Source organism: Streptomyces sp. NPDC001530 (genome assembly GCF_042894545.1).
GTDB lineage: Bacteria > Actinomycetota > Actinomycetes > Streptomycetales > Streptomycetaceae > Streptomyces.
The window spans coordinates 1-9,872 of record NZ_JBIAVS010000064.1 but is presented as its reverse complement, the minus strand read 5'-3'; the positions used below and the strand labels follow the sequence as shown (position 1 = coordinate 9,872).

The window sequence follows — 9,872 nt, the reverse complement described above, 5'->3', positions numbered from 1 at the left end:
CTGGTGGCCGAGGGTGTCTCGCGGTTCGTGGAGCTGGGCCCGGACGGCGTGCTGACCGGTATGGCGGAAGAGACCGCTGAGGGCGCGGTGTTGGTCCCGGCGTTGCGCAGGGACCGCTCGGAGCCCGAGGCCCTGGTCTCCGCCTTGGGCCGGCTGCATGTCGCCGGTGCGGTGGTGGACTGGCCGGCGTTCTTCGCCGGGAGCGGAGCGCGGCGCGTCGACCTGCCGACGTACGCCTTCCAGCGCAGGCGCTACTGGATCGATGCCGCCCCGGGCACCGGTGATGTCGCCGCGGCAGGGCTGGACGCCGCCGAACACCCGTTGCTCGGAGCGGCGGTGACGCTGGCGGACTCGGACGGTGTGGTGCTGACCGGGCGGTTGTCGGTGGCCGGGCAGCCGTGGCTGGCGGATCACGGGGTCGGTGGTGTGGTGCTGTTCCCGGGGACGGGGTTTGTGGAGCTGGCGATCCGGGCCGGTGACCAGGTCGGCTGTGACGTGGTCGAGGAGCTCACGCTTCAGGCTCCGCTCGTGTTGCCGGAGCGTGGCGGTGTTCAGGTGCAGGTGGTGGTCGGCGCGGCGGACGATTCCGGGTCGCGGACCGTCACCGTGCACTCCCGTCCCGAGGGCGAGAGCGATCTGCCGTGGACGCTGCACGCCGAGGGCGTCCTCGGCTCGGGTACCGGTGCGCCCGCCGATTCCCGAAGCTGGCCGCCGGCGGGTGCCACTCCACTGGAGACGGCGGGGCTGTACACGGACCTGGCCCAGGCCGGTCTGAGCTACGGCCCGGTGTTCCAGGGCATCACGGCGGCCTGGAAGTCGAGCGACGAGGTCTTTGCCGAGGTCGCGCTGCCGGCTGTCGAAGCCTCCGGAGCGGGACGCTTCGGCCTGCACCCGGCCCTCCTCGACGCCTGCCTCCATGCTGCCTCGTACACCGGTCTCTTCACCGACCAGGCCGTCCTTCCCTTCTCCTGGGCCGGTGTCGAACTCCATGCTTCCGGCGCGGCGAGTGTGCGCGTACGGCTTTCCCCGGCGGGCGCCGGAGCCATCACGCTGGCCGTGTACGACGAGAGCGGCCGACCTGTCCTGACGGCAAAGTCCCTTACCCTGCGCCCCATTTCGGGCGAGCAGCTGACCGCCGCCCGCGGCGGCTTCCACGAGTCCCTGTTCCAGCTCGACTGGTCCCTGGTTCCCGCCGCGTTGGCGGCGGGACCCGCAGAGGCCGAGTCGATCGGGGACTGGGACACGCTCCCCGACAGCGGGCCGGTTCCCGAAGTCGTCGTGCTCCGTTGCGGTGGTGGGAATGCGGCGGCGGAGGTGCGGGAGGCGACGCATCGTGTGCTGGGGGTGTTGCAGTCGTGGTTGTCGCAGGCGCGGTTCGAGTCGTCGACGTTGTTGGTGGTGACCGGTGGGGCGGTGGCTCTGCCGGGTGAGGATGTGACGGATCTGGCGGGTGCGGCGGTCTGGGGTCTGGTACGCGCCGCCCAGGCAGAACACCCAGGCCGGGTGGTCCTGGCCGATGTCGCCGGCGGCGCCTACGACGCCGTGGCCGTCGGGGCGGCGATCGCCGCGGGCGAACCCCAGGTCGTGGTTCGTGACGGAGTGGCCCATGTGGCCCGGCTGGCCCGGGTCGCGGTCGAGAAGGAGCCGGTCACCGGCGGCTTCGACGCCGACAGCAGGGTGTTGGTGTCGGGTGCTTCGGGGATGCTGGGGCGGTTGGTCGCGCGGCATCTGGTGGTCGAGTACGGGGTGCGGGAGCTGGTGTTGGCCAGTCGTCGCGGTGTGGGTGCCCCGGGTTCGCAGGAGTTGCGGGCGGAGCTGGCGGGTCTGGGCGCGCGGGTGGTGTTCGCGGCGTGCGATGTGGCGGATCGCGATGCGGTGGCGGCGCTGTTGGCCGAGCATCGGGTGACGGCTGTGGTGCATCTGGCGGGTGTGCTGGACGACGGTGTCATCGAGTCGCTGACGCCAGAGCGGATGGACCGGGTGCTGCGTGCGAAGGTGGACGCGGCGCTCAACCTCCATGAACTGACCGCGGACCGGGAGCTGTCGGCGTTCGTCGTGTTCTCCTCGGCGACCGGCGTACTGGGTGCACCGGGGCAGGGCAACTACGCGGCGGCGAACGCCTTCCTGGACGGGCTGGCCACGCACCGGAGGGCCGCCGGACTCCCGGCGCAGTCCCTGGCCTGGGGCCTGTGGGCGGACCGCGACGGCATGGCGGGCGAGCTCAGTGACACAGACCTGGAACGGATGAGCCGTACGGGGATCGGAGCGCTGACGGGCGAGCAGGGACTCGACCTCTTCGACCGGGCCGGCACGGTGAACGCGGCCATGCTGCTGCCCATCCGACTCGACCTCAAGACCTTGGCCCAGGCCTCGGACACGCTGCCGCTCGTTCTTCGCGGCCTGGTCCGCGGCCGGACCCGAAGGGGCGCGGCCGCGGCCGGATCGGCGGCAGCGGCCTCGATGCGGCAGCGACTGAGCGGACTCTCCCCGGCTGAGCGCGAGCAGGAACTGCTCGAGGTGGTCCGTGCCCACGCGGCCATGACGCTGGGGCACACGGGAGCCGACGCGGTGGAGCGGAGCCGCGCCTTCAACGAGCTCGGCTTCGACTCGCTCTCAGCCGTCGAATTCCGCAACGGGCTGAGCGAAGCGGTGGGCATGCGTCTCCCGGCCACCCTCGTCTTCGACTATCCGACCCCCGCGATTCTGGCCGGCTTCCTCACCGGTGAGCTCTCCGGCGAGGGCGAGCGAGGCACCACGGTCGTCTCGACGGTCGCCGCGAGCGACGACCCCATCGCGATCGTGGCGATGAGCTGCCGCTACCCGGGCGAGGTGACCACACCGGAGGAGCTGTGGGACCTGGTGGCCGGCGGCGTCGACGCGATCACCGAATTCCCGGCCAACCGCGGCTGGGACCTCGAGCGCGTCTACGATCCCGAGGGGCAGCGGATCAACACCACGTACACCCGTGAGGGCGGATTCCTGCACGACGCGGGCGAGTTCGACCCGGCGTTCTTCGGCATCAGCCCCAACGAGGCGGCGGTCATGGACCCCCAGCAGTACCTGCTGCTGGAGTCCTCCTGGGAAGCGCTGGAACGGGCGGGCATCGACCCCGCGACCCTGCGCGGCAGCTCGACCGGCGTCTTCGCCGGGATGATGTACCACGACTACGCCTACAACAGCAGCACGGGCGCCATCGCCTCCGGCAGGGTCTCGTACGTACTCGGTCTGGAAGGCCCCTCGGTCACGGTGGACACGGCGTGCTCGTCGTCACTGGTGACCCTGCACCTGGCCGCGCAGTCGCTGCGGTCGGGGGAGTGCTCCCTGGCGCTGGCCGGCGGCGTCGCCGTGATGGCCACCCCCGAAGTCTTCGTGGAGTTCTCGCGCCAGCGGGGTCTGGCCAAGGACGGTCGTTGCAAGTCCTTCGCGGCGTCGACGGACGGCACGGGTTGGGGTGAGGGTGTCGGCGTGCTGCTGCTGGAGCGGCTGTCGGATGCGCGGAGGAATGGTCACCCGGTGCTGGCGGTGGTGCGGGGCAGTGCGGTGAATCAGGACGGTGCGTCGAATGGGCTGACGGCGCCGAATGGTCCGTCGCAGCGGCGGGTGATTCGTCAGGCGTTGGCGAATGCGGGTGTGTCGGCGGCGGATGTGGATGTGGTGGAGGCGCACGGCACGGGGACGACGCTGGGTGATCCGATCGAGGCGCAGGCGTTGTTGGCGACGTATGGGCAGGATCGGCCGGGGGAGCGGCCGTTGTGGTTGGGGTCGTTGAAGTCGAACATCGGTCATACGCAGGCGGCGGCGGGTGTGGCCGGTGTGATCAAGATGGTCGAGGCGATGCGGCACGGGGTGCTGCCCAAGACGCTGCATGTGGATGAGCCGACGCCGCAGGTGGACTGGTCGGAGGGCAATGTTCGGCTGCTGACCGAGGCGCGGGAGTGGCCCGTGGAGGCGGATCGGCCGCGGCGGGCGGGTGTGTCGTCGTTCGGGATCAGTGGCACGAATGCGCATGTGATCATCGAGCAGGTTCCGGTGGATGCTGCCGTGGTCGAGGGGGGTTCTGGGCTGCCGGTGGTGCCGGTGGTGGTCTCCGGGAAGAGTGCGGAGGCGTTGGCCGGGCAGGCGGCGGCACTGCTGGCGCGGGTCGAGGGCCGGGTGGAGTTGCGGCCGGTGGATGTGGCGTTTTCGGCGGCGACGTCGCGGGTGGCGTTCGAGCACCGGGGTGTGGTGGTCGGCGGCGGCCGGGAGGAGCTGGTCGCGGGTCTGGCGGCGCTGGCCGAGGGGCGTAGCGCGCCCGGTGTCGTCAGCGGCGAAGCAAGCCGTGGTCTGACTGCGTTCCTGTTCACGGGTCAGGGGGCTCAGCGGTTGGGGATGGGGCGGGAGTTGTATGCCGCGTTCCCGATGTTCGCCGAGGCCTTCGATGCGGTGACCGTGGAGTTGGACCGGCATCTGGACCGGTCGTTGCGGGATGTGGTGTGGGGTGAGGATGCCGGTCTGCTGAGTCAGACGGTGTTCACGCAGGCGGGTCTGTTCGCGCTGGAAGTGGCGTTGTTCCGGTTGGTGGAGTCGTGGGGTGTGCGGCCCGACTTCCTTGCCGGGCATTCGATCGGCGAGCTGGCTGCGGCGCATGTCGCGGGGGTGTTGTCGCTGGGGGATGCGGCGCGGTTGGTGGCGGCGCGTGGCCGGCTGATGCAGGCACTCCCCTCCGGTGGTGGGATGGTCGCGGTCCAGGCCACGGAAGACGAGGTACGTCCGCTCCTGGTCGAGGGCGTGGACATCGCCGCGGTCAACGGGCCGACATCGCTGGTCATTTCCGGCGCCGAGGACGCCGTACTCAAGGTGTCGGAGCAACTGGCTGGGCTGGGCCGTAAGACGAAGCGCCTGGCGGTCTCGCACGCCTTCCACTCTTCCCTGATGGAGCCGATGCTTGCCGAATTCCGTGCGGTGGCCGAGGAGTTGACGTACGGAGAGCCATCGATTCCGGTGGTCTCGAACGTCACTGGAGAGTTGGCGGGGGAGCTGGGTTCGCCCGAGTACTGGGTGCGCCATGTCCGTGAGGCCGTGCGGTTCGCGGACGGCATCCGCACCCTCGTCGACCAAGGCGTGAGCACCTTCATCGAGCTGGGCCCGGACGGCGTGCTGACCGGCATGGCTGAACTGACCGTCGAGGACGCGGTGTTGGTCCCGGCGTTGCGCAGGGACCGCTCGGAGCCCGAGGCTCTGGTATCGGCGCTCGGCCGGCTGCATGTCGCCGGTGCGGTGGTGGACTGGCCGGCCTTCTTCGCCGGGAGCGGAGCGCAGCGCGTCGACCTGCCGACGTACGCCTTCCAGCGCCAGCGGTTCTGGATGGACACTCGGGCATACCTGGCCGACTCCTGGATCGGGGGGGAGCTGGGCGGAGTCACCTCCGCAGGGCTGAGGGACGCCGAACATCCCATGCTCGGCGCGGTGGTGACCGCTCCGGACGCGGACACGGTCGTCCTCACCGGCCGGCTGTCGATCGGCACTCAGCAGTGGATCGCCGATCACGACGTGCTGGGCAGCGTCCTGCTTCCCGGTACCGGGTTCGTGGAGCTGGCGATCCGGGCCGGTGACCAGGTCGGCTGCGATCTGGTCGAGGAACTCACGCTTCAGGCTCCCCTCGTACTGCCCGAAAACGGGGGTGTGGCACTGCAGTTGGTCGTGGACGCGCCGGACGCTTCCGGTCGCCGTTCGCTGCGGATCTACTCGCGGGGCGAAGAAGCCCCCGACCTGCCGTGGACGCTGCACGCCGACGGCGTGCTGGCCACCGGCGCCCCGGCACCGTCGTTCGACTTCACCCAGTGGCCGCCGGCGGGCGCCGAGGCCGTCGACGTGTCGGACGCCTACGAACAGCTGCTGGACCGCGGCTACGGCTACGGCCCGGTCTTCCAGGGGATGAAAGCCGCCTGGCGACGAGAGGGTGAGGTCTTCGCGGAGATCACCCTGCCCGAGCAGTCCCACGACGAGGCCGCGCGCTTCGGCCTGCACCCGGCGCTGCTCGACGCCGCGATGCACGGATCGTTGATCAATGCCGAGGGGCCGGGCGGGGACGAGACGATCCTCCCCTTTTCCTGGAACGGAGTTGCCCTCCACGCAGCGGGCGCGAGCGCGCTGAGAGTGCGCATCACCAGGCCCTCGTACGACAACATCGTGCTGTCCGTCGCCGACGCGACCGGCTGTCCGGTGCTGTCCGTGCGGTCCCTGGTGGGCCGGCCGGTCTCCAGCGAGCAGATCAAGGCCGCTTCCGGTGGGCGCGACGAGCCGCTCTTCCGGATTGGCTGGAACCGCCTCCCCCTCTCCTCGGCCCTGTCGGCAGAGGCAGCGTGGCCCGCCTGGGACACGCTCGCCGACGGCGACGCCGTACCTGATGTCGTACTGCTGGAATGCGCGCCCACGACGGGCGACACCCAGGCGGACGTACGGGCGCAGACGCACCACGTGCTGGACGCCGTTCAGCGGTGGCTCGCCGACGACCGGTGGTCCGCGGCGAAGCTGGCGGTGGTGACCAGGAACGTCGTTGCCACCACCGAGGGCGCCGATGTGGAGCTCGGCCAGACCCCGGTGTGGGGCCTGGTGCGCTCGGCGCAGCAGGAGAACCCCGGCCGGTTCGTGCTGGTGGACCTCGACAACCATGCGGAGTCCGCGCGGGCCCTGACCGCGGCGCTGGCCACCGGCGAACCCGAGCTGGCCGTGCGGTCCGGCGAGGTGTTCGTGCCCCGGCTGGCCCGGATCACCGCCACGACACCCTCGGGGGAAGGCGCCGACACCCCGCTGGACCCCGAAGGAACGGTCCTCGTCACTGGCGGTACGGGCGGACTCGGCGCCCTGGTGGCCCGGCACCTGGTGGTCGAACACGGAGTACGCCACCTGCTGTTGACCAGCCGACGCGGTGCGGACGCCCCCGGTGCCGAGGAACTCAGGTCCGAACTGACCGGGCTGGGCGCCGAGGTGTCCATCACCGCCTGCGACGTCGCCGACCGCGATGCGGTGGCGGCAGCGCTCGCCGCCATTCCGGCCGCGCATCCGCTGACCGCGGTGGTGCACGTGGCCGGAGTCACCGACAACGGCCTCGTCGGCTCCCTCACTCCCGAGCGCGTGGACTCGGTGCTGCGGCCCAAGGCCGATGCTGCCTGGCACCTGCACGAGCTGACGAAGGACCAACCGCTCGCGGCGTTCGTGATGTTCTCCTCGGCGGGCGGCATGGTGCTCGCCGCCGGACAGGCGAACTACTCTGCCGCGAACGTCTTCCTGGACGCGCTGGCCTGGCACCGCCGCTCCCGAGGCCTGGCCGCGACGTCCATGGCGTTTGGACTGTGGGGTGTCAGCACCGGCCTGACCACACAGCTCGACGAAGCCGAGCAGCGCATGAAGTCGCTGGGCATGCCGGCCCTTCCGGCCGACGAGGCGCTGGCGATGTTCGACGCGTCCCTGCGCTGCGACGAGGCGGTCACGGTGCCGCTGCGCATCGATCCCGCGGTGATCAGGGCGCGCGGCGACGAGATTCCGGCTCTGCTCCGTGGTCTGGTGCGGGTCCCCGCCCGCCAGACGGCGCGAGCCGGGGCCTCCGGCGCCTCCGAGCTCGGACAGCGGCTCGCCGGACTGCCTGAGGACGAACGCGAAGGGGTCGTACTCGAGCTGGTGCGCGGACAGGTCGCCGCGGTGCTGGGGCACGCCTCGGTCGACGCGGTCGAACCCGACCGGGCCTTCCAGGAGCTCGGCTTCGACTCGCTCGCGGCAGTGGAGCTGCGCAACCAGCTCAACACGGCCACGGGGCTGCGGCTTCCGGCCACTCTGATCTTCGACTACCCGAACGCACGGGCCGTGGCCGAGCACATCGTCGCCACCTTCGTCGGCACGGCGGCCGACGCGGCGCCGGTGGCCGCCGCGCGGGTGACGGACGACGATCCGATCGCGATCGTGGCGATGAGCTGCCGGTATCCGGGCGGTGTGACCACGCCGGAGGGCCTGTGGGACCTGGTGGCCGGCGGTGTCGACGCGGTCTCGGACTTCCCGGCCGACCGCGGCTGGGACGAGGGCGTGTACGACCCCGAGCCCGGCGTCCCTGGCAAGTCCTACACGCACCGGGGAGCATTCCTGCACGACGCGGGCGAGTTCGACCCGGCGTTCTTCGGGATCAGCCCGAACGAGGCGTTGCTCATGGATCCGCAGCAGCGGCTGCTGTTGGAGTCCACGTGGGAGGCGTTCGAGCGGGCGGGCATCGACCCGGCGTCGCTGAAGGGCAGCAGGACCGGTGTGTTCGCCGGGCTGATGTACCACGACTACGGGCTCGGCGTCGAAGCCGCGATGGCCAGCGGCGGCAGTCTGGTGTCGGGACGCACCTCCTATGTCTTCGGTCTGGAAGGCCCCTCGGTCACGGTGGACACGGCGTGCTCGTCGTCGCTGGTGGCCCTGCACCTGGCCGCGCAGTCGCTGCGGTCGGGGGAGTGCTCCCTGGCGGTGGCCGGCGGCGTCGCCGTGATGGCCACCCCGGGCATGATCGTGGAGTTCTCGCGGCAGCGGGGCCTCGCGCCCGACGGCCGTTGCAAGTCCTTCGCCGGAGCCGCCGACGGCACCGGCTGGGGTGAGGGCGCCGGCGTGCTGCTCCTGGAGCGACTGTCGGATGCGCGGAGGAACGGTCATCCGGTCCTCGCCGTGGTGCGGGGTTCCTCCGTCAACCAGGACGGTGCGAGCAATGGTTTCTCGGCGCCGAATGGTCCGTCGCAGCGGCGGGTGATTCGTCAGGCGTTGGCGAATGCGGGTGTGTCGGCGGCGGATGTGGATGTGGTGGAGGCGCACGGTACGGGGACGACGCTGGGTGATCCGATTGAGGCGCAGGCGTTGTTGGCGACGTATGGGCAGGATCGGCCGGGGGAGCGGCCGTTGTGGTTGGGGTCGTTGAAGTCGAACATCGGTCATACGCAGGCGGCGGCGGGTGTGGCCGGTGTGATCAAGATGGTGGAGGCGATGCGGCATGGGGTGCTGCCCAGGACGCTGCATGTGGATGAGCCGACGCCGCAGGTGGACTGGTCGGAGGGCAATGTTCGGCTGCTGACCGAGGCGCGGGAGTGGCCCGTGGAGGCGGGTCGGCCGCGGCGGGCGGGTGTGTCGTCGTTCGGGATCAGTGGCACGAATGCGCATGTGATCATCGAGCAGGTTCCGGTGGATGCTGCCGTGGTCGAGGGGGGTTCTGGGCTGCCGGTGGTGCCGGTGGTGGTCTCCGGGAAGAGTGCGGAGGCGTTGGCCGGGCAGGCGGCGGCACTGCTGGCGCGGGTCGAGGGCCGGGTGGAGTTGCGGCCGGTGGATGTGGCGTTTTCGGCGGCGACGTCGCGGGTGGCGTTCGAGCACCGGGGTGTGGTGGTCGGCGGCGGCCGGGAGGAGCTGGTCGCGGGTCTGGCGGCGCTGGCCGAGGGGCGCAGTGCGCCCGGTGTCGTCAGCGGCGAAGCAAGCCGTGGTCTGACCGCGTTCTTGTTCACGGGTCAGGGGGCTCAGCGGTTGGGGATGGGGCGGGAGTTGTATGCCGCGTTCCCGATGTTCGCCGAGGCCTTCGATGCGGTGACCGTGGAGCTGGATCGGCACCTGGACCGGTCGTTGCGGGAGGTGGTGTGGGGTGAGGATGCCGGTCTGCTGAGTCAGACGGTGTTCACGCAGGCGGGTCTGTTCGCGCTGGAAGTGGCGTTGTTCCGGTTGGTGGAGTCGTGGGGTGTGCGGCCCGACTTCCTTGCCGGGCATTCGATCGGCGAACTCGCTGCGGCGCATGGCGCGGGGGTGTTGTCGCTGGGGGATGCGGCGCGGTTGGTGGCGGCGCGTGGCCGGCTGATGCAGGCACTCCCCTCCGGTGGTGCGATGGTCGCGGT

1 protein-coding gene is annotated in these 9,872 nt (G+C 71.0%); it reads left to right on the top strand.

All coding sequences use genetic code 11. From position 1 onward, the window contains the following. Positions 1-9,872, top strand: a 9,872-nt coding sequence (locus ACFY0T_RS50145) for an SDR family NAD(P)-dependent oxidoreductase (RefSeq protein ID WP_388885920.1), incomplete at both ends; no start/stop codon positions are given.